15 protein-coding genes and 1 pseudogene are annotated in these 20,621 nt (G+C 43.0%); 13 read left to right on the forward strand and 3 right to left on the reverse strand.

What is annotated here, in order from left to right:
- Positions 1–271 precede the first annotated feature (271 nt).
- The 3 genes and pseudogenes from ADH92_RS05755 to ADH92_RS10995 all read left to right on the forward strand — a co-directional run bounded on the left by ADH92_RS05755 (position 272) and on the right by ADH92_RS10995 (position 2,908).
- The gene (locus ADH92_RS05755; protein ID WP_049497754.1) at positions 272–787 is read left to right on the forward strand and encodes a phosphatase PAP2 family protein; all 516 of its coding nucleotides are present in this window, start codon (positions 272–274) and stop codon (positions 785–787) included.
- An 83-nt stretch (positions 788–870) separates the two neighbouring features.
- Entirely contained in the window at positions 871–1,497 is a 627-nt protein-coding gene (locus ADH92_RS05760; protein ID WP_049497755.1) for a GNAT family N-acetyltransferase, read from the forward strand.
- A 63-nt stretch (positions 1,498–1,560) separates the two neighbouring features.
- Positions 1,561–2,908: pseudogene (locus ADH92_RS10995) on the forward strand (IS3 family transposase).
- 50 nt (positions 2,909–2,958) lie between these two features.
- On the opposite strand, the gene queG reads toward ADH92_RS10995, so the two are convergent.
- Positions 2,959–4,098 carry a tRNA epoxyqueuosine(34) reductase QueG gene (gene queG / locus ADH92_RS05775; RefSeq protein WP_049497757.1) on the reverse strand — a complete coding sequence of 380 codons (1,140 nt, stop codon included), beginning with the start codon at positions 4,096–4,098 and terminating at the stop codon, positions 2,959–2,961.
- Positions 4,099–4,213: 115 nt separating this feature from the next.
- Here queG and manA point away from each other — a divergent pair, with 115 nt between their 5' ends.
- From manA to recG, 8 genes are all read left to right on the forward strand, one after another.
- Complete coding sequence (gene manA / locus ADH92_RS05780; protein ID WP_049497758.1) at positions 4,214–5,158, forward strand: mannose-6-phosphate isomerase, class I; 945 nt, start codon at positions 4,214–4,216, stop codon at positions 5,156–5,158.
- 233 nt (positions 5,159–5,391) lie between these two features.
- Positions 5,392–6,132 (forward strand): MerR family transcriptional regulator, encoded by a 741-nt coding sequence (locus ADH92_RS05785; protein ID WP_049497759.1) that lies wholly within the window; start codon positions 5,392–5,394, stop codon positions 6,130–6,132.
- 372 nt (positions 6,133–6,504) lie between these two features.
- Positions 6,505–8,349 carry an APC family permease gene (locus ADH92_RS05790; RefSeq protein ID WP_049497760.1) on the forward strand — a complete coding sequence of 615 codons (1,845 nt, stop codon included), beginning with the start codon at positions 6,505–6,507 and terminating at the stop codon, positions 8,347–8,349.
- A 174-nt stretch (positions 8,350–8,523) separates the two neighbouring features.
- Complete coding sequence (gene secA / locus ADH92_RS05795; RefSeq protein ID WP_049490812.1) at positions 8,524–11,043, forward strand: preprotein translocase subunit SecA; 2,520 nt, start codon at positions 8,524–8,526, stop codon at positions 11,041–11,043.
- 50 nt (positions 11,044–11,093) lie between these two features.
- On the forward strand, positions 11,094–12,122 hold the full coding sequence (locus ADH92_RS05800) for a 3-deoxy-7-phosphoheptulonate synthase (RefSeq protein ID WP_049497761.1): 1,029 nt from the start codon (positions 11,094–11,096) through the stop codon (positions 12,120–12,122).
- An 86-nt stretch (positions 12,123–12,208) separates the two neighbouring features.
- Positions 12,209–12,574, forward strand: a complete 366-nt coding sequence (acpS, locus tag ADH92_RS05805; protein ID WP_049487933.1) for a holo-ACP synthase — start codon at positions 12,209–12,211, stop codon at positions 12,572–12,574.
- Complete coding sequence (gene alr, locus ADH92_RS05810) at positions 12,561–13,673, forward strand: alanine racemase (protein WP_049497762.1); 1,113 nt, start codon at positions 12,561–12,563, stop codon at positions 13,671–13,673. The genes acpS and alr overlap by 14 nt, the downstream gene beginning before the upstream one ends.
- Before the next feature lie 60 nt (positions 13,674–13,733).
- On the forward strand, positions 13,734–15,749 hold the full coding sequence (gene recG, locus ADH92_RS05815) for an ATP-dependent DNA helicase RecG (protein WP_049497763.1): 2,016 nt from the start codon (positions 13,734–13,736) through the stop codon (positions 15,747–15,749).
- A 198-nt stretch (positions 15,750–15,947) separates the two neighbouring features.
- Here recG and ADH92_RS05820 read toward each other — a convergent pair whose 3' ends face one another.
- Positions 15,948–16,910, reverse strand: coding sequence for an asparaginase (locus tag ADH92_RS05820; RefSeq protein ID WP_049497764.1), 963 nt, complete (start codon positions 16,908–16,910; stop codon positions 15,948–15,950).
- 62 nt (positions 16,911–16,972) lie between these two features.
- Here ADH92_RS05820 and ADH92_RS05825 point away from each other — a divergent pair, with 62 nt between their 5' ends.
- Entirely contained in the window at positions 16,973–18,373 is a 1,401-nt protein-coding gene (locus ADH92_RS05825) for a Cof-type HAD-IIB family hydrolase (protein WP_049497765.1), read from the forward strand.
- A 286-nt stretch (positions 18,374–18,659) separates the two neighbouring features.
- Here ADH92_RS05825 and ADH92_RS05835 read toward each other — a convergent pair whose 3' ends face one another.
- Positions 18,660–19,112, reverse strand: coding sequence for a universal stress protein (locus ADH92_RS05835; RefSeq protein WP_003008541.1), 453 nt, complete (start codon positions 19,110–19,112; stop codon positions 18,660–18,662).
- 208 nt (positions 19,113–19,320) lie between these two features.
- On the opposite strand from ADH92_RS05835, the gene ADH92_RS05840 reads away from it, so the two are divergent.
- Entirely contained in the window at positions 19,321–20,535 is a 1,215-nt protein-coding gene (locus ADH92_RS05840; RefSeq protein ID WP_021153766.1) for a pyridoxal phosphate-dependent aminotransferase, read from the forward strand.
- The last annotated feature ends 86 nt before the right edge of the window (positions 20,536–20,621 follow it).

Below are 20,621 nucleotides of genomic sequence, written 5' to 3' on the forward strand. Positions count from 1 at the left end.
GTAGTAGAGCCCACTCAACCACTGCGTCTTGCTCGACAATCCAAAAATAATTGAGAGGCTAGGACTTGTGTCCCAGCCTCATTTTTTTATCGATAATAGTAATGGAAAAGACGTTTCTTGGAGACAGAAAAATGATAAATCATCAGATTTTAGTGCTAAATCATGTGAAAAAGAAGGAAGAAAAGATAAAAAAGAAGCCTGGCTTGACAGGCTTTCTTAGGATCGCGTATACTAGTAGTACAAAAATGAGATGATAGACAGGAGTGCCAACATGAAGCCCAATCTTCAAGATTATCCGAAATTTTATCGTTGGCTAACCCTGCCTTTTACGAGAAAGCCACATCGTGTGCAGGTCCTTCAAAGGACGAATCGGATCCTGACGTTCGCCATGCCAGGCATCTACGGCCTGGTCTTTTGTTGGCTGTTTTTTAAGAAAACTTCAATGGGAGAAATCTGGCCTTTTATCTGGATCCCTTCTTCGGGTTTTGTCTTGTTTAGCCTCTTTCGTCATTGGGTCAATGTTCCGAGACCTTATGAGAAATGGGAGATTCAACCCTTATTAGAAAAGAATTCATCCGGACATTCCTTTCCTAGCCGACATGTTTTTTCGGCCACCATTATCTCGATGTGTGTCTGCCAGTTGTCGCTTCCGCTAGGAATGTGCTCCATGCTCCTATCTCTTCTATTAGCCCTTGTCCGAGTTCTTGGAGGAGTTCATTATCCCAAGGATGTCCTCGTCGCTTGGGGGCTAGGACTCGTCTGGGGAGGACTCTTTTTGCTGGCTTGAATGAACAAATTGCTGAAAATTGACCTTTGTCTAAGAGCGAGGGATAGTGTATACTGGAAAGTGGACTTAGAATAGGAGAGAAGATGAAGTACAGAAAAGCAGAAAAAGCAGATCTGGATCAGGTGGTTCGAGTAGCCAGTACAGCCTTTGAGGACTATCTATTTTTAAAAGTCATCAAGGATTTGGTGCGTGATCCCAAGCAGTATCCTGCCTTTGTTGAGGCAATGATGCGCATCCTGGTAAAGGTTTTTCTTAAGCACCATATTTGCCTTGTGGCAGAAAAAAATGATGAAATTTATGCAGTTGCCTTGTTGCAAAAGGGACCGATTCCTTTTCGGGCCTATCTCTTAAATGGGGGATTTGGTTTGCTCAAGTTTATTTCCTTGAAGAATATGTTGTCCTACTTTAAATTTATGGAGGACACGGATAAGGAATTAGAGGAAAATGTAGATTTTGATTGGTATTTGATGCTTCTCGCAGTCGCACTTAAACACCAACGGCAGGGCTATGGCAGTCGCTTTATGACAGAAGGAATTGAGCCTTTCTTGGAAGAGATCCAAGGAAAAACACTAGCCTTTTATACCAATACCAAAGGAAATGTCTATTTTTACACGAAAAATGGTTACAAGGAAGTCTATTCAAGTGAGATTAGTTTTAACCAAGTAGAGATGGGCAGTTGGTATTTTTTGAAGGAACTAAAAAAACACTAAGGTTACTGAACTGCACCCCAAAAGTTAGACAGAAAAAAATCTAACTTTTGGGGTGTTTTTATTATGAAATTAACTTATGAAGATAAAGTTCAGATCTATGAACATAAAAAACAAGGGCGAAGCTTCAAAGAGCTTTCAAATCAATTTGGGATAAACATTTCTAATCTTAAGTACATGATTAAATTGATTGATCGTTATGGAATAGAAATCGTCAAAAAAGGAAAGAATTGTTACTATTCTCCCGAACTAAAACAAGAAATCATTGATAAAGTTCTGCTTGAAAGTCGTTCACAAATAAAGGTATCTCTAGATTATGCTCTTCCAAGTGTTGGAATGTTGCATAATTGGATAGCACAATATAAGAAAAACGAGTATACTATTGTTGAGAAAACAAGAGGAAGGATACCTAAAATGGGACGTAAGCCAAAGAAGAAACCCGAAGAGATGACAGAACTAGAACGTCTTCAAGCAGAAAATGAGTACTTGAGAGCGGAGAATGCGGTTCTAAAAAAGTTGAGAGAACTCCGATTGAGGGACGAAAAAGAGCAAGAAGAAAAACGGAAATTGTCCGAGGATTGGTAACAGAGTTTGCTTTAGAGATTCTTCTAAAGATTATTAAGCTTGCCCGTTCAACTTATTATTATCATTTAAAACAGCTCGATCAAAGCGATAAGGATTATGATGTTAAAGTTGAAATTCAATCTATTTTTACTGAGCATAAAGGGAATTACGGCTATCGTCGAATGACTCTTGAATTGAGGAATCGTGGTTTTGTAGTGAATCATAAGAAGGTCCAACGTCTGATGAAGGTCCTTGGTTTAAGTGCTCGTATTCGTCGTAAACGGAAGTATTCTTCATACCAAGGAGAGATTGGTAAGAAAGCAGATAATCTTATTCAACGCCAATTTGAAGCAACCAAGCCAATGGAAAAGTGCTACACAGATGTGACCGAGTTTGCCATTCCAGCAAGCAATCAAAAACTTTATTTATCGCCAGTTTTAGATGGTTTTAATAGCGAAATTATCGCCTATAATCTTTCGACTTCACCGAATTTAGAACAAGTGAAAGCTATGTTAGACCAGGCCTTTACTGAGAATCATTACACAAATACAATTCTTCATAGTGATCAAGGATGGCAGTATCAACACCAGTATTATCATCGTTTTTTAGAGGATAAAGGAATTCAACCGTCCATGTCACGTAAAGGAAACAGCCCAGACAACGGCATGATGGAATCCTTCTTTGTCATTTTGAATCGGAAATGTTTTATGGTTACGAGAATACATTTAAGTCACTTAACCAATTGGAACAAGCTATTGTAAACTATATTGACTATTACAACAACAAACGAATTAAGGTAAAACTAAAAGGACTTAGTCCTGTGCAATACAGGACTAAATCCTTAACTTAAATTATTTGTCTAACTTTTTGGGGTCAGTACATACAACCTTAGTGTTTTTTTTATTGTAGCTGTGAATCTGCTTGAACACCGAATTTTTCAAAGAAAGCAGTTCGTTCTTCTATGATAGCGTCAGTCGGATGTTTGATATTCAGTAAAAGATCGACAAGGTCTGGTGTGACTTCACGGAGCAGTTGCCCTAAAGACCATATAGCCGTTGCAATATGGATCTGATTTTGTGAAGTCTCGATGATGTTCAGGAGCTTAGGGATGGCCGAGCGGTCATTGGCATTGGCTAATGCAATGATGGCATTGCGCTGGAGGATATTCTTGCCTCGCCAACTTCCAGCAACGTTCCCGAATTTTTCCTTAAATTGACCGTTGGACAGTTCGATAAAGGGAATCAACTCTGGATGAGCCAGATCAGGATCGATTTCTGTTGCCAAGGGATTATCCAGCCCTTTGTTATAAGGGCAGCTAATCTGACAGATGTCACATCCATAGATGACCGTTTTAATTTTCTTGCGAAATTCTAGGTCCATCATGCCCTTATCTTGGGTTTGGAAGGACAAACAGCGTTTGGCATTCATAGAGCCGTCCCCGATTAAACAGGAGGTTGGGCAAGCATCTAAACAACGTCGACAGTCTCCACAACCATAGTCGACTGGCTGATCTGGTTCGATTTCGAGATTGGTAATCAATTCTCCCAGAAACATGTAAGAACCGTATTCTTTTGAAATGACCAAGCCATTTTTTCCGATAAAGCCAATCCCTGCTCGTTGGGCGACGGCCGTATCTACTAGTGCTCCAGTATCGACCATGCCCTTGTATTCAAAATCTTGCGTCATTTCTTCAATCCCAGCAGCTAAGCGGTTGAGCTTGTCTTGAAGGACATAATGGTAGTCTAACCCCCAGCTGTTGGGAGTGAATTTTCCTCTTTTATAGGCTGTTTTTTGAGGTTGTTGCTTGAGTTTGTGGGGGTAGGCGACAGCGATTGAGATGATGGTCTTGGCGGAGGAGAGACTTAATTTGGGGTGGATGCGCTCTTCAATATTCTTATGCTCGAATCCAGAATTCCGTCCTTCCTCAACGGCCAAGCGGAGCGATTTTTCCAAATAAGCGAAGTCATCAGCAGTTGTAAATCCAATTTTTGAAATCCCAATAGAATGCGCCAGTTGGATAATGTTTTCTTTTAGTGTCATCCCTTTCATTATACACAAAAATAAAGTTTCTGGCGAGAGAGGAAAATGATAGAAAGGGCTTTCAAAAATTTTCTTTTTTTTGTATAATAGAAACATGAAATGCGAGGAGGATATTATGGGACAACCATTATTTTTACATTCAGTCATGCAGGAAAAAATTTGGGGAGGAACTCGTCTGAAAGAAGAATTTGGTTACGAAATTCCGAGCGACCATGTCGGTGAATTTTGGGCGATTTCAGCCCATCCACATGGAGTTTCTAAAGTAGCCAATGGTCCATACGAAGGAATGGGATTGGATCAGCTCTATCAAGAGCATCGGGAATTATTTGGTAATCGTAAAGAGCCTGTCTTTCCTTTATTAACAAAGATTTTGGATGCCAACGATTGGCTCAGTGTACAGGTGCACCCAGATGATACCTATGCAATGGAACATGAAGGAGAACTTGGAAAAACTGAGTGTTGGTATGTGATTGCGGCTGATGAAGGATCTGAGATTATCTATGGACACAATGCCAAGTCAAAAGAAGAACTCCGCCAGCAAATTGAGGATAAGAACTGGGATGCCTTGCTGACAAAGGTTCCTGTCAAGGCTGGAGATTTCTTCTATGTGCCAAGCGGGACCATGCACGCCATTGGTTCTGGAATTTTGATTCTTGAAACCCAACAGTCGAGTGACACCACCTACCGGGTTTATGATTTTGACCGCAAGGATGCTCAAGGAAACTTGCGGGAACTTCACTTGGAAAAATCAATTGATGTGTTGAATATTGGGGAGCCTGCCAATAGCCATCCAGATACAGTTGTGATCGATGATCTTCGAATGACCACCTTGGTTGCCAGTGATTTCTTCACCGTTTATAAGTGGGAACTGACTGGAAAAGCTGATTTTGAAAAGACCGCTGATTACAGCTTATTGAGCGTCTTAGCTGGAGAAGGAAAAGTGACGGTCGATGGAAAGGATTATCCTATTCAAAAAGGAAGTCACTTTATCTTACCGAGTGATGTTGAATCTTGGACTTTGGAAGGGCAAGGTTTAGAATTAATCGTAAGTCATCCATAAAAAAGAAGGGGTTTGAGTTAAAAGCTGTGAAACAACTCAAGCCTTTTTTATCTGAAAACAATTTTTATGTTAAGTATTGACTCTGACCTAAGGGGAGGGGTTATACTATCCTTGTAATACTCTTCGAAAATCAAATTCAAACCACGTCAGCGTCGCCTTACCGTACTCAAGTACAGCCTGCGGCTAGCTTCCTAGTTTGCTCTTTGATTTTCATTGAGTACAAGGAGGAAATCATGTACCATATCAAAGAAGCTGCAGAGCTGTCGGGTGTCTCTGTCAAGACCTTGCACCACTATGACAAGATAGGACTTCTCGTCCCTGTGAAATCTGAAAATGGCTATCGGACATACAGTCAAGAAGATTTAGAACGATTACAGGTGATTCTCTACTACAAGTATCTAGGGTTTTCCTTAGACCAAATAGCAGAACTCTTAGCCCAAGAAAAATCTAACTTATTGCCCCATTTGACCAAACAGTTGGACTATTTGACTCAAGAAAGACAACGTCTGGATACCTTGATTTCTACCTTGCAAAAAACCATTCAAGAACAAAAAGGAGAAAGAAAAATGACCATTGAGGAAAAATTTACTGGATTTAGCTACCAAGATACTCAAAAATACCAGCAAGAGGCGGTAGATAAGTACGGTCAAGAAGTCATGGACCAAGCGCTTGAACGTCAAAAAGGTCGAGAAGAGGAGGCGACAAGAGCCTTTAATCAAGTCTTCCAAGTCTTGGCGAAAAACCTCCAAGCTGGTTTGCCGGTAACAGCATCGGAAAACCAAGAAGAAGCCGCCAAACTTTTAGACGCGATTCGAACGTATGGATTTGACTGCTCTATAGAGGTTTTTGGCCATATCGGCAAAGGCTATGTCTATAACCCAGAATTCAAGGAAAACATCGACAAGTTTGGAGCTGGCACAGCCCAGTACACTTCGGATGTCATTGCCCACTATGTGGCACATCAACCCAAATAAAAAAGTGAGTGGGACAGAAATCGGTAATTCGTTAGAATTCGATTTCGTCGTCCCACCTCCGTACAGTTGAGTAGGGCTGTAAAAGCTGATAAAATCAGCGTAGTAGAGCCCACTCAACCATTGCGTCTTGCTCGACAATCCAAAAATAATTGAGAGGCTAGGATTTTTGTCCTAGCCTCGTTTTTTGCTTGGATCAATTTGAAAAGAAGCTGACCGATCTAAGAGAGCTTGAATGAATGAACACAATGAAAGCTTTATGAAAATTTCACAATTTTAGTTGACAGTCTTGAAAAAAAAGAGTAGAATAACCCCTGTTTTATGAAAAGAGGCAGGGAATTCCCGGCCTCATGAACTTTTTTCAAGGAGTTTTTTATGTTTTCAACATTGAAAAAATGGTTTATTGGCCGTCCGTTGAAATCTGGTGCAGAAGGTGAAGGCGGATTGCTAGGGAAAATGCAGGCCTTGGCCATGCTCTCTAGTGACGCACTTTCTTCCATTGCCTATGGTCCAGAGCAAGTTATTTTGGTCTTGATGACCGTATCAGCAGGAGCCATTTGGTGGTCCATTCCAATTGGGATTGTGGTCCTGGTTCTCCTAGCCAGTTTAACGATTTCTTATCGCCAGGTCATTCATGCCTACCCTCAAGGAGGAGGGGCCTATATGGTGACTACGGAGAACTTGTCTCCCAAAGCGGGGTTGATCGCTGGCGGTAGCCTCTTGGTCGACTACATGCTGACAGTAGCAGTATCTGTGTCTTCCGGTGCAGATGCTATCACGTCAGCGATTCCATCTCTTCATCCTTATAATCTTCACATTTCCATTTTATTGGTCTTGATCTTGATGCTGATGAACCTTCGGGGACTGCGTGAATCAGCGACATCGTTGATGATTCCGGTCTATCTTTTCATTGTCAGTACCATTGCCTTGATCGGCTATGGTGTGATCCAAATCTTGACCGGTCACTTGGCCTATAACGCAACTGCTCATGTGGGTCAAACCATTTCAGGGGTTAGTGTCATTCTCTTATTGCGGGCCTTTACGAGTGGATCGGCTTCACTAACAGGGGTTGAAGCTATCTCCAATTCGGTTCCTTTCTTTAAGAAACCAAAAGCAAAGAATGCAGCCTCTACCTTGACCATTATGGCTTTGATTTTGGGGATCATGTTTGCGGGAATTACCTTCCTCAATTACTGGGTGGGTGTCGTTCCAGCAAAAGGGGTAACGACTCTAGCCCAAATGGCCCAAGCTATCTTAGGGAATTCCCCAGTCGGACAAGCCTTCTTTTACGTCTTCCAATTATCAACAGCCTTGATCTTGGCAGTTGCGGCTAATACAGGGTTCTCCGCCTTTCCTATGTTGGCCTTTAACATGGCTAAAAATAAATACATGCCACACATGTATATGGAAAAAGGGGATCGTCTGGGCTATTCTAATGGGATTTTGACCTTGGCGATTGGTGCCATCGTCTTGCTCTTGATCTTTGATGGGCAAACAGAAAGCTTGATTCCGCTTTATACCATCGGGGTCTTCATTCCTTTTGCCCTTTCTCAAACAGGGATGGTGATCCACTGGAAACGCCAATATCAAAAAGGATTTCTTAAGTATTCGCTTGCCAATATCCTGGGGGCAGCCATCTGTTATGGGATTGTCTTGATCCTCTTATTATTCCGTTTGCGTGAGATCTGGCCCTTCTTCCCTATTATTGGTCTCTTGCTGTGGATGTTCTTGAGTATCCGTAATCACTATGATAAAGTTGCGGCTCAATTGCGCTTGGGAGGTAAGATTGAAAAGACAAGTTATGCGGGCAATACCGTGATTGTCCTTGTTGGGAATGTCACTCAGGTAAGTGTGGGAGCTATGAGTTATGCAAATAGCCTAGGAAACGATGTTATAGCGATGCACGTCTCAACGGAAGAAACCAAGGTTAAAGATGCGGAAGTGGCGGAAGAATTTAAGCATTATTTCCCTCATATTCGCTTTGAAAATGTCATGACGAGTTACCGGGATATTATCCAGCCAACAGTTGAATTTGTCTCAAAAGTAGCTGAGGAGGCCAAGGAAAAAGGCAACACCGTTACAGTCTTAGTCCCTCAATTTATTCCTAAAAAACATTGGCAAAATATTCTCCACAACCAAATGAGTTTGAAATTGAAGTATGCACTTCGTTGGCATGAAGAAGTGGTTGTGGCAAGCTATTCTTACCATTTGTCTGAATAAACACCGTATATAGAAAAGATGTCTGCTTGAGCAGGCATCTTTTTGGATTTTCTTACACGAAAAAAACCACTCGAAAGTCTTGTAAGATACAGCCTTGATCTTGAAAAAATGTTTAAAAAATGCTAGAATAAAAAGAACATTTTAGATTTTGAAAAATTCAAAGTAAGGAAAAAAATGGCAAATTTATTAAAAACAATTATTGAAAATGATCGAGGCGAAATCAAACGCCTTGAAAAAATGGCTGACAAGGTCTTTTCTTATGAAGACCAAATGGCAGCTTTGACGGATGACGAATTAAAAGCGAAAACAGTTGAGTTTAAGCAACGCTACCAAGATGGTGAGTCTTTGGATGATCTCTTGTACGAAGCTTTTGCAGTTGTTCGTGAAGCTGCAAAACGGGTTCTTGGTTTGTTCCCATACAAGGTTCAGGTCATGGGGGGAATCGTCCTTCACCATGGTGACGTTCCAGAGATGCGTACAGGGGAAGGAAAAACCCTGACAGCAACCATGCCGGTATACTTGAATGCCTTGTCTGGCAAAGGGGTGCACGTTGTCACCGTCAATGAATACTTGACTGAGCGGGATGCAACAGAGATGGGAGAACTATACTCATGGCTTGGCCTTTCAGTAGGGATCAACCTTGCAGCAAAATCTCCAGCTGAGAAAAAAGAAGCTTACCTCTGTGATATCACTTACTCAACCAACTCAGAGATTGGTTTTGACTACTTGCGTGACAACATGGTTGTGCGTGCAGAAAACATGGTTCAACGTCCATTGAACTATGCCTTGGTCGATGAGGTAGACTCCATCTTGATTGACGAAGCCCGTACTCCGTTGATCGTTTCTGGTCAGACAGCTTCTGATACGAGCCAGCTCTATCACATGGCGGATGCTTATGTGAAGACCTTGACAGAGGACGATTACATTATCGATGTCCCATCTAAAACCATCGGTTTGTCTGATTCAGGAATCGATAAGGCAGAAAGCTACTTTAATCTTGAAAACTTGTACGATATTGAAAACGTAGCTTTGACTCACTTTATCGACAATGCCCTTCGTGCCAACTACATCATGATTTTGGATATCGACTATGTGGTCAGCGAAGATCAAGAAATCTTGATCGTCGACCAATTTACTGGTCGGACCATGGAAGGACGTCGCTATTCTGATGGACTTCACCAAGCGATTGAAGCCAAAGAAGGTGTTCCAGTTCAAGAAGAAACCAAAACATCTGCATCGATTACTTACCAAAACCTCTTCCGTATGTACAAGAAGTTGTCAGGGATGACAGGGACAGGGAAAACCGAAGAAGAAGAATTCCGTGAAATTTATAACATTCGCGTGATTCCAATTCCAACCAACCGTCCGATTGCCCGTATTGACCATCCAGACCTTCTCTACCCAAGCTTGAAATCAAAATTCAAAGCTGTTGTGGAAGATGTCAAGTCTCGTCATGAAAAAGGTCAACCAGTCCTAGTAGGTACCGTTGCCGTTGAAACCAGTGATTACCTTTCTCAATTGTTGGTTCAAGCAGGTGTCCCTCACGAAGTTTTGAATGCGAAAAACCACTACAAAGAAGCGCAAATCATCATGAACGCTGGTCAACGTGGTGCTGTTACTATCGCGACTAACATGGCCGGACGTGGTACCGATATCAAGCTTGGTGAAGGTGTTCGCGAACTCGGTGGACTATGTGTTATCGGGACCGAACGTCACGAAAGTCGTCGGATCGATAACCAGCTTCGTGGACGTTCAGGACGTCAAGGGGATCCAGGTGAATCTCAATTCTACTTGTCTCTTGAAGATGAATTGATGCGCCGTTTCGGTTCTGAACGGATCAAAGCAGTGCTTGATCGCTTCAAGTTGAGCGAAGAAGAATCGGTGATCCGTTCAAATATGTTCACCCGTCAAGTAGAGGGTGCACAAAAACGGGTTGAAGGAAACAACTACGATACCCGTAAACAAGTCCTTCAATACGATGACGTGATGCGGGAACAACGGGAAATTATCTACGCTGAACGCTATGATGTTATCACAGCTAACCGTGACTTGGCACCTGAAATCAAGGCCATGATCAAACGGACCATCAAACGGATTGTTGAAGGGGCCAGCCACTCAAGCAAGGAAGAACGCGTTGAAGCGATTCTGAACTTTGCCAAATACAATTTGGTTCCGGAAGATACGATTTCTGCAAGCGATATTGAAGGAAAATCTGACAAGGAAGTCATCGATTACTTGTATGCACGTGCAGAAGAAATCTATGCTAGCCAAGTAGCGAAATTGCGTGACGAAGAGTCTGTGCAAGAATTCCAAAAAGTCTTGATCCTTCGCGTGGTGGACAGCAAGTGGACGGACCATATTGATGCTTTGGATCAATTGCGAAATGCGGTTGGACTTCGTGGGTATGCGCAAAATAACCCAGTGGTAGAATACCAATCAGAAAGTTTCCGTATGTTTAATGACATGATCGGATCGATTGAATTTGATGTGACTCGTCTCATGATGAAAGCCCAAATTCATGAACAAGAACGTCCACGTGCGGAACACAGTATTTCAACAACTGCGACTCGCAACATTGCAGCGCAACAACAAGATATTCCTGCAGAAATTGATTTGTCACAAGTGAAACGCAACGATTTGTGTCCTTGTGGATCAGGCAAGAAATTTAAAAACTGTCACGGACGTAAATTTTAAGAACACCTTTTAAATAGAGAGAATGTGGCTAGGTAGCATAAGGAGGCCGTATGGTATTCGTTACGAAGAGTAATAAGATTGATGAGCAAGAGATTACTTCGCTTTACCGCTTGGAAGGTTCAGCCTTGGAGCGTAAAGAAGCGCGTGACCGTGAATTGGCAGCGATTATCAAAGGGGAAGACAAACGGATCCTTCTTGTGATTGGACCCTGCTCTTCTGATAATGAAGAAGCTGTGATGGAGTATGCCCGTCGTTTGGCAGACTTGCAAGAGCAAGTCAAAGATCAGATTTTTATTGTAATGCGGGTCTATACAGCTAAACCTCGGACCAACGGGGACGGCTATAAAGGCTTGATGCACCAACCAGATACACAGGCAGCTCCAAGCTTTGTGGATGGGTTGAAAGCGGTTCGGCATCTCCACTACCGTGTGATTACAGAAACTGGTTTAACGACCGCAGATGAGCTGCTCTATCCAGGCATTCTTCCTTATGTTGAAGATTTAATTTCTTATCATGCCATTGGAGCGCGTTCAGTTGAAGATCAGGAGCACCGCTTTGTATCTAGTGGGATCTCTGCTCCGACAGGTATGAAGAATCCAACTTCTGGAAATCTTTCTGTTATGTTCAATGCGATTTATGCAGCCCAACATCCCCAAAACTTTTTGTTCAATGCTCAAGCAGTGGAAACCTCAGGAAATCCTTTAGCCCATGCGATCCTTCGTGGGGGCTTGGATGCAAGTGGTAAGAATATTCCAAACTACCATTATGAAGATTTGCTAGCGGCAGCAAAACGCTATAGCGAAATGGGCTTGCAACATCCCTTCATCCTGGTGGATACCAACCATGACAATTCTGGCAAACAATTCGAAGAGCAAGTACGCATCGTGAGAGAAACCATGATGAACCGTGCTTGGAACAAGGATTTGGCAACTTTAGTTCGTGGTTTCATGATTGAATCCTATCTAGAAGATGGTCGTCAAAATGAACCAGTGGTTTATGGTCAATCCATCACAGACCCTTGCCTGGGTTGGGAAAAAACACAGGCCTTGGTCAAAGAAATTGCAACGATGAATAAGTAAAAGGCAGGGGCGGAAGGAGTGATTCTTTAGCCCCTTCTCTTTTGTCAGTAAAACGATACTGAAACGATAAATAAGGATAAAACAAGATGATCAAAGGACATGGCATCGATATCGAATCGATCGCTGCGATTGAAAAAGCCTATCAGAAGAATAGTCGATTCGCTGAAAAAGTCTTAACCGAGGCTGAGCGAGAGCGCTTTGAGGAATTGTCTGGAAAACGGAAAATGGAATATTTAACGGGCCGATGGTCCGCCAAAGAAGCCTTTTCAAAGGCAATGGGAACAGGGATTGGACCAGTTGGTTTTCAAGATTTAGAAATTTTAAATGATGCCCACGGAGCTCCCTATTTTTCCAAGTCTCCTTTTTCTGGGAAGGTATGGATTTCGATCAGTCATAAGGGAGACCTAGTGTCGACCAGTGTCATTTTGGAGGAAGAAAATGAAAGCAAGTAAACATAGACCAACTGTTGCAAGAGTCGATTTGGATGCCATTGCCTTTAATGTGCAACAAGTCAGTGAGCATATTCCGAGTCAAGCCTTGAAATATGCAGTCGTCAAGGCCAACGCCTATGGTCATGGGGTCGTTGCAGTAACCCAAAAATTGGCACCTCAGGTAGATGGTTTTTGTGTTTCCAATATGGATGAAGCCCTCGAAATCCGTGAAGAAGGCTTGCAACACCCTATTTTAATTTTGGGAGTTGTGCCAAGTGAAACAGTGAACCTAGCCAAAGAGCATGACATCCGCTTAACAGTGGCTAGTCTTGCTTGGTTGGAACAATTGCTTGGACAAGAAGCAGATCTTTCAGGATTGAAGGTCCATATCAAGGTGGATTCAGGAATGGGGCGGATTGGATTCCGAAGGATCGAAGAGATCAAAGAAGCTGAACGCCTTCTCTTAGCAGCTGGAGCTGAAATTGAAGGGATCTTTACTCATTTTGCGACAGCAGATGAGGCAGATGATCGAAAATTTCAAGCGCAATACCAGTTTTTCAAAGAAGTATTGGCTGCTCTTGAAACCCTTCCTCCCATTGTCCATGCGAGTAATTCTGCCACCTCTTTGTGGCATGCGGATACGATTTTCACAGCTGTGCGCTTGGGAGATGTCATGTATGGCTTGAATCCCAGTGGTTCTGTGTTAGCCTTGCCTTATGAAATTAAGCCAGCTTTGAGTTTGGTGAGCGAATTAGTTCATGTGAAACAGTTAGAAGCTGGTCAAGATATTGGCTACGGAGCAACTTATACGACAGAAGAACCCCAATGGATCGGGACGATTCCTATTGGCTATGCGGATGGTTGGATCCGAGAGATGCAAAATTTCCACGTGCTGATTAAGGGGGACTATTGTCCTATTGTTGGTCGCGTTTCGATGGACCAGATTACTGTTCGCCTTCCAGAAGAATTGCCTCTGGGGACCAAGGTTACCCTGATTGGACGAGAGGGCGAGAAAGAAATCACGGCAACAGAGGTTGCAGATTACCGTGGGACCATTAATTATGAAGTGGTCTGTCTCTTGAGTGATCGGATTCCTCGTGACTATACAGGTGAAGAATAAGAAGAAGCAGGTGGGATTTTCCCGAATGGACCTGCTTTTTTATAAAAGAAAGGAGGAGAAATGAATCTACACCAACCCTTATCCGTACTGCCTGGAGTCGGTCCAAAATCGGCGGAAAAATTTAAAAAGTTAGGGATTAAAACCTTAGAAGATCTGCTCTTGTATTTCCCTTTTCGCTATGAAGACTTCAAAACGCGCAATGTTTTAGAGTTGGAAGATGGGGAAAAAGCCGTCATCTCTGGGGTGGTAGCAACGCCAGCCAATGTCCAATATTATGGCTACAAACGAAATCGCTTGCGTTTTTCGATCAAACAGGGAGACCAAGTGATTGCTGTTAATTTTTTTAACCAACCCTATCTAGCAGACAAAATCGAGGTTCAGCAGACTGTGGCGATTTTTGGGAAATGGGACAAGGCTAAAGGCAGTTTGACAGGGATGAAACTCCTGGCTCAAGTGGAAGATGATTTGCAGCCGGTCTATCGAGTGACGCAAGGAGTGAGCCAAAACAGCCTGGTGAAATTGATTAAAATAGCGTTTGACCAGGGTTTGGACCAGCTTTTAGAAGAGAATGTACCCCACATCTTACGAGATCGTTATCAACTTATGTCTCGTTCCCAAGCAGTGCAAGCTATGCATTTTCCTAAGGATCTGGCAGAGTACAAGCAAGCTCTTCGCCGAGTAAAATTTGAAGAGCTCCTCTTTTTCCAGCTGCAACTCCAAGTGCTAAAAGAAGAAAACCACGATGCCAGCCAAGGGATTTCCTTGGCCTGGAATCCAGAAAAATTAGCAGACAGAAAAAAACAGCTTCCTTTTGAGCTAACGCAAGCTCAAGAAAACAGCTTGAATGAAATCTTGACAGATATGGCCTCTCCTTATCATATGAACCGCCTCTTACAAGGGGATGTGGGAAGCGGGAAGACAGTCGTGGCCGGTCTTGCTATGTATGCAGCCTTAAGCGCTGGGAAGCAAGCTGCCTTGATGGTTCCAACGGAGATTTTGGCAGAGCAACACAAGGAAAGCTTGCATAATCTTTTTCCAGATTTGCCAATTGCCCTTCTAACAGGAGGATTAAAGGCGGCTGAGAAACGAGAAGTCTTAGAAGAGATCGCCTCAGGAACAGCCCAACTGATTGTGGGGACACATGCCTTGATTCAAGAGGGAGTTCACTACCAAGATCTAGGCTTGGTCATTATTGATGAACAGCACCGTTTTGGGGTTTCCCAGCGCCGTATTCTTCGAGAAAAAGGACAAAATCCAGACGTCCTGATGATGACGGCTACCCCTATTCCCCGGACCTTGGCTATTACAGCCTTTGGAGATATGGATGTGTCCATCATTGACCAGATGCCTGCGGGACGCAAGGAAATCATCACACGTTGGGTCAAGCATGAGCAGTTAGAAGTGGTCCTCGACTGGTTAGTCAAAGAACTTGGCAAAGGTTCTCAAGCTTACTTTATTTCTCCACTGATTGAGGAGTCAGAGGCGCTAGATTTGAAAAACGCCCTTGCCCTCCAAGAAGAGCTAGAGGCCTTCTTTGGGCAGCGAGCACGCGTTTCTCTGCTTCACGGGAAGATGAAAAGTGAAGAAAAAGATGCCATCATGCAGGCCTTTAAAGAGCACCAAGTCGATGTTTTGGTGTCTACGACCGTTATTGAAGTAGGAGTCAACGTACCCAATGCGACCGTTATGGTCATTATGGATGCAGATCGGTTTGGTCTTAGCCAACTTCACCAGCTACGAGGCCGGGTTGGTCGGGGAAACAAGCAATCCTATGCTATTCTAGTAGCCAACCCTAAGACAGATAGTGGCAAGCAGCGCATGAAAATCATGACAGAGACAACCAATGGGTTTGTGCTGGCGGAAGAAGATTTGAAAATGCGGGGTTCAGGTGAAATCTTTGGAACCCGTCAATCTGGGATTCCAGAATTTCAAGTGGCGGATTTGGTAGAAGATTATCCCATTCTGGAAGAAGCAAGGAAAGTTGCCAGCCAGATCGTAGCCACGCCAGATTGGCGCGAACACCCCGATTGGCATCTGCTCTCGCTTTACTTAGAAAAGAAAGAACATTTAGACTAAAATATAAAAAGGGAGTAGAGAGGAAATTCTTTGGATTCCACTCCACTCCCTTTAAGATGGCATTTTACGGGCTTTGTATCTTATTAATTGAACACGGGCTGCGGATTGTGTCAAAAAGATGAATCCTCCTAGAATCTTTTGGATTCTTCGTCGTATTCCCTATTTTGACTGTATCCGCTACGCCCTTTGTATCTTATTTTACCCTTCGATATAGTCTTTGAGTTCTTGTCCTTTTAGGCCGGCATTGAGGGCGATGAGGAGTTTGATACGCGCTTTGGGGGCATTTAATTCTTTGATGAAAAAGACACCTGCTTGATGGAGTTGGACGCCTCCTCCTTCATATGCGTAGACGGGTTCAGCGATCCCGTTGAAGCAACGGGATACTAAAGCGATTGGAAGACCTGCATCCATGAATTCTTGGAGTTTATGTGCTGTTTCTTTAGGGATGTTTCCAGCTCCAAAGGCTTGGATAATGAGGCCGTCAAGCTTTGAAAGATCCAGCATATCCAGTAGATCGGTTTTCATCCCTGCATAGGTAGCGATGATCGGAACGAACCCATCGATGGTATCGAGATCAAAGCGCACCCTTGGCTCGGCTGTTTTAAAGAAGAGGATTTCCTTTTTCATGACCAAACCTAGTGGACCGTGGGTTGGTGTCTGGAAGGTGCTGACATTGGTGGTATGGGTTTTGGTGACGTACTTAGCCGCATGAATTTCATCGTTCATGACGACTAAGACCCCTTTATCGCGTGCTTTTGGATCGGCAGCTACTCGAAGGGCTGTCAGAAAATTGTAGACACCGTCGCTTCCGAGCTCGTTGGAGCTTCGCATAGCTCCTGTAATGACCACAGCGATCTCTGGTAACTCCATGGTATCCAAGAAATAAGCCGTTTCTTCCAGAGTATCTGTCCCGTGGGTAATAACGATGCCATCATAGTTGTGAGCTTCCTCTTTGATTTTTTGATACAGGGCTAACATGTGACGAGGGGTCATTTGAGGGCTGGGAAGGTTGAAGAAGTCCTCTGAGGTGACTGCAATCCCTTCAATTGGTGAAGTGACTTGGGTCATGGGATTGACTTCATTGGTAATCACTGCTCCAGAGTCATCTGCTGCCATCGAAATGGTCCCTCCAGTATGTAGTGCAAAAATTTTCTTAAACATGTGAAGCTCCTTGGAATATGTGATATAATTTATTTTATCATAAAAAGAAAGAAACAGTAGACATGGAAATAAAAGCAGTCTTTTTTGATATCGATGGAACCTTGGTCAATGATAGTCGAGCGGTCCTAAAATCAACAGAAAAAGCCATTCAGTCTTTAAAGGAAGAAGGGATCTATGTCGGCCTTGCGACAGGGCGGGGACCGGCCTTTGTCAAACCGTTTATGGAACGCTATGGTTTTGATTTTGCAGTGACCTATAATGGTCAGTATATTTTGACCAAGGACCGCGTGCTGTTCACCAGTCCAATCGATAAAAAGAGTCTGCACCAACTAATTGACTATGCTCGAGAACACCGCAAGGAAATTGCTCTCGGTACCAAGGATGGGGTATTTGGTTCTCGGATTATGAGTTTTGGGATGAGTCCTATTTCAACCTGGTCTAGTCGCTTTGTGCCCCGCAAAATGGCCCGTACAGTCAGTCGTGGATTTAACAAAGTGGTTAGCAAGGTCGTCCCACAAGATCAGGACACCCTCTATGCACTAGCGCAAGAACCAATTTATCAAGTTTTGATCTTATCGAGCCCAGAAGAGACTGCAAAAATTGAAAAAGAGTTTCCGGATCTGAAATTCACACGGTCTAGTCCTTTTGCAGCAGACGTCCTCAACCCAGGCATTTCCAAACTAGAAGGGATCCGCATCGTTGGTCAGGAATTTGGCTTTGACATTGATGAGGTGATGGCTTTTGGAGATTCGGATAATGACTTAGAGATGCTGTCAGGTGTTGGCTTGTCTATTGCGATGGGAAATGGGACGACCAGTGTCAAGGCAATTGCCAAGCATACCACGACTAGTAATGGCAAGGATGGCATCCAAAAGGCCCTGCAACACTTTGGTATTCTCTCAGAGAAAGAACTCTTTCTTTCTAAGGATGATCACTTCAATAAGGTCAAAACCTTCCATGGTGTGATGGATGGAGAAACCCAGGAGAAACCAGTTGTTTGGCAACCTCAAGACGCCCTTTATCGAACCATGTTCAAGCAAGAGGAGTTGGTAGAATTTGTCCGAGCAGCTAGCACAAGTGAAGAAGAATTTGACCGTTCGGTAGCAGCTCTTCACGAAGCCTTGGATAAGGCTGCAGATAAGGTTCGTGGCAAGCATCCAGCTGAGATCTCCATGGTGGGGCAGGTTGATGCCTTGATTGATACCCTCTATCTGACTTATGGTAGCTTTGTACTAATGGGAGTCGATCCTGAAGAGGTTTTTGAGATTGTTCACCGGGCCAATATGGGCAAGATTTTCCCAGATGGAAAGGCGCACTTTGATCCAGTAACCCACAAAATTCTGAAGCCAGATGATTGGGAAGAAAAATACGCTCCAGAACCAGCTATCAGAAAAGAACTCGATCGCCAGCTCAAGGCCTACGAAAAACATGCAAAACAAAAAGAAGCAAAAAAAGACAACTAAAAAAGTTTGGAACCTTTGTTCCAAACCTTTTTTAGAATGTAGACAAACTATTTTTTACTAAGATAAGTAAAGTGTTCCACAAAGAAGTCGAAATATGTTCTTATTTTTAAAATTTATAAAAAATATTGAAAAACTTTCCGCCGTGAGAAAAGTGCTAGAAACACTATTGTTTCTAGCACTCGGGAGTTTTGAGACCTTAGGCTCAAAACTTAGTCATGGAACTTCGAAGAAGGTCGCTGACGTCCGTACTCACCTAAGGAAAGTTTTCAATATAACTTTTTCTTTCTTACATGGTTTTATCCTTATCACGCACCACTAGTAAGTCTACTTTGGCGTGGCGAAGGATATATTCTGAGGAGGATCCGACCATTAACCGTTCGAAGGCATTAAGTCCGGTAGCTCCGACCATAATAAGGTCAACCCCTTCTTTACTTGGGATATCATTAGCTAAGAGGACTTTTGGATTTCCCATTTCTACAACAGTCACAACATTTTGAACGCCGACTTTTTCAGCACGTTCCTTGTAGCCCTTGAGCAATTCGTTGGCTTCTTCTTGCAATTCTTCGTAGACCTCAGCATCAAAAGTTGAGACGCTTTGAAGGGCACGGGTATCGATGACGTGGGCAATAGTCAATTTAGAGCCGTTGCGAAGAGAAACGTTAACCCCTTTTTCAAAGGCTAATTCTGCTTCATGGGAACCGTCGACAGCGACCATGATGTTTTCATATTTTTGAGACATAATACTACCTCCTTATCGCTTGAAAACATGGATAGAATAGAAGGGAATCCTATTCTTTATACACTTATATTTTATCTCTTTTGAGCTAGAATGTAAAGGTAAAGTCTCTCTTTTCTGCTATAATTTTGCAGAATTTTTAAAGTCCTCGGTTTGTACTCTATTTCAACTAGTGGTATAATAGAGATAATTTCGTGAATCGAGGCAGAATATGAAGGAATATAATAAATCAAGCAAACTCGAACATGTCGCTTATGATATTCGTGGTCCAGTCTTGGAAGAAGCCATGCGCATGCGAGCAAATGGAGAAAAAATTCTCCGTTTGAATACAGGGAATCCTGCTGAATTTGGCTTTACAGCTCCAGATGAAGTTATCCATGATTTGATCATGAATGCGCGTGATAGTGAAGGCTATTCAGACTCAAAAGGAATCTTTTCAGCCCGTAAGGCTATCATGCAGTACTGCCAGTTGAAAAAAATTCCAAATGTGGATATTGATGATATTTACCTTGGGAATGGAGTGAGTGAGCTGATCGTCATGTCCATGCAAGGACTACTTGATAATGGGGATGAGGTCTTGGTTCCCATGCCGGACTATCCTCTTTGGACAGCAGCCGTCAGCCTAGCTGGTGGGAATGCGGTTCACTATCTTTGTGATGAAGAAGCAAACTGGTATCCAGATATTGAGGATATCAAGTCGAAAATCACCTCAAATACCAAGGCTATCGTTGTCATCAACCCGAATAACCCAACAGGTGCCCTCTATCCAGATGAGATCCTGCTTGAGATTGTAGAGATCGCTCGTCAAAATAACTTGATTATCTTCGCAGATGAAATCTACGATCGTTTGGTCATGGATGGGGAAAAACACACGGCTATTGCAAGCTTAGCGCCTGATCTCTTCTGTGTAAGTATGAATGGCTTGTCAAAATCTCACCGGATTGCCGGTTTCCGTGTTGGTTGGATGGTTCTATCCGGACCAAAGCACCATGTGAAGGGCTATATCGAAGGCTTGAACATGTTGTCCAATATGCGTCTTTGTTCAAATGTTTTATCTCAACATGTTGTGCAAACCTCTCTTGGAGGCTACCAATCTGTGGATGAACTCTTGCTTCCAGGTGGTCGAATCTACGAACAACGGAACTTTATCTACAAAGCTATCAATGATATTCCAGGCCTCTCAGCTGTTAAGCCAAAGGCTGGTCTCTATATCTTCCCTAAGATTGATCGGGATATGTACCGCGTGGATGACGATGAACAATTTGTATTAGAATTTTTGAAGCAAGAAAAGATTCTTTTGGTTCATGGCCGTGGCTTTAACTGGAAAGATCCAGATCACTTCCGGATCGTTTACCTCCCACGTGTGGATGAATTGGCTCAAATTCAAGAAAAAATGACTCGTTTCTTGAAACAATACAAACGCTAATTAGTTAAAGGATTGAAGAGAAAAGTCTTCGATCTTTTTTTTGATTCATTTTATAAAATCCATGTCATCGAAACGACATTTTTCTG

It is taken from the genome of Streptococcus parasanguinis (genome assembly GCF_001073155.1).
In the GTDB taxonomy this organism is placed as follows: domain Bacteria; phylum Bacillota; class Bacilli; order Lactobacillales; family Streptococcaceae; genus Streptococcus; species Streptococcus parasanguinis_D.